This window comes from aff. Roholtiella sp. LEGE 12411, assembly GCF_015206995.1.
GTDB lineage: Bacteria > Cyanobacteriota > Cyanobacteriia > Cyanobacteriales > Nostocaceae > Komarekiella.
Map to the genome: position 1 here is coordinate 1 of NZ_JADEXR010000308.1, position 1,549 is coordinate 1,549.

The 1,549-nt window shown below is 58.0% G+C and carries 1 protein-coding gene; it reads right to left on the reverse strand.

The window, feature by feature from the left end:
• Window positions 1-347: 347 nt before the first annotated feature.
• The gene (locus tag IQ246_RS29590; protein WP_194006838.1) at window positions 348-1,451 is read right to left on the reverse strand and encodes an IS110 family transposase; all 1,104 of its coding nucleotides are present in this window, start codon (window positions 1,449-1,451) and stop codon (window positions 348-350) included.
• Between the last annotated feature and the right edge of the window lie 98 nt (window positions 1,452-1,549).

Here is a 1,549-nt window from a genome sequence, read left to right on the forward strand (position 1 = left end):
TGTTGATACTTAGCCGGGCATCTTGGCGTGTTTCCTTTTGGTGACGGTATTTCTCTCTAGCGTGCTGACCAACTCTGAGGTGACAAAGAACAGACTGCACTTTTACAGACGGCCTTGTTGCAGCTTGCGATAGCTGCGGACCCAGATGTGAACCGCTTGGCAGGGCTCCATTTATTTCTCGCAGTCTCTTTGCTTGTTGCCAAACTCATCGCTGCACAAGGGGGATCGAGCTTGCCTACCACCGGTCTGACCTGTCATCTACATCTTTGATGCGCGCGCATTGCAAGAAATGATCCATGAAATGATGGGTGGGTGAGATGATACGAAGTGCCCAGTTGGCTTAATTGCTATTGCGCAGGCGCAGTTGGCTTGATGCTGACGTGCATGGGGTCATAGCGGCCAGCCTTAGACAGGATCGCCCACAGGATGCGGGCGTTCTTGTTAGCCAGCGCCACCGCAGCGCGTTGCCAGCCCCGACTCTCACGCAGCTTGAGCATCCATTGGGATAGCGTATCTTGACGCTTATGCGCTGTCAGCACCGCTGACTTGGCCGCTTGAATGAGCAGCATGCGCAGGTAAGTGTCGCCCCGTTTGGTGATGCGCCCCAGACTGGCTTTGCCGCCGCTGGAGTGCTGGCGCGGCACCAGCCCCAGCCAAGCGCCAAACTGAGCGCCGCTGTTGAACTGCTTGAAATCGCCCACCGTGGCCACGGCCGCCGAGGCGGTGATCGGGCCGATGCCGATGATCTGCATGGCCGCGTTGACCTGCGGGTCTTCTTGGGCATGAGCGGCGATGCGCTGATCGCACCAAGCCATTTGCTCATCCAGATGCCTCCAATGCTCGCAGGCCTGAGCGATGCCTAGCCGCGCCAAGCCGGGCAGCGCGTTGCTGGCATCTTCTAGCGTTAGCATGATGTCTTGGCGCAAAGCCTTGCTGCCTTGTGCAAAGACCAGCCCAAACTCAGACAGCAGACCTCGGATACGGTTGATGCAAGCGGTGCGATCAGACTTGATGCCTTCGCGCAGGCGATGGATGCACAGCATGCTTTGTTGCTGCGCACTTTTAGGCAACACAAAGCGCATCTGGGGACGGCTGGCGGCCTCGCAGATGGCAGCAGCATCGTTGGCATCGTTCTTGCCGCTTGCGCCTTGGATGCGGTAGGGGCTCACAAGGGCTGCGGGGATGATTTTGGGGTGAAGCCCTCGGCTGACAAGCTCGCGTGCCCAGTGATGTGCGCCGGTGCACGCTTCCATGGCCACTGCGCAGCCTGGCGGCAATTGGGCACACCAGGGCAAGAAGCGCTCTCGCGATAGGGCGCGGTTGATGAGAACTTTGCCACTGGCATCCACAGCGTGCACTTGGATGCTGCGTTTGGCTAGATCAACGCCCACTCGTACGATGCCAGCTGGAGGCGTTGAGATGGCGGGGGCTTTTGCGGTATTCTCATTCATGGGGCTTCTCCTTCGTTGAGAGTTAAAGATTGACTGTTCGCACACCAATCTTGGCAGTAAATGCCGTTGCTAGGAAGCGAGAAGTCCCTTCTCATTTA

Excerpts from the sequence above, each read along its gene's own strand:
- IQ246_RS29590 (WP_194006838.1), bottom strand. The coding sequence starts at position 1,451 with ATGAATGAGAATACCGCAAAAGCCCCCGCCATCTCAACGCCTCCAGCT.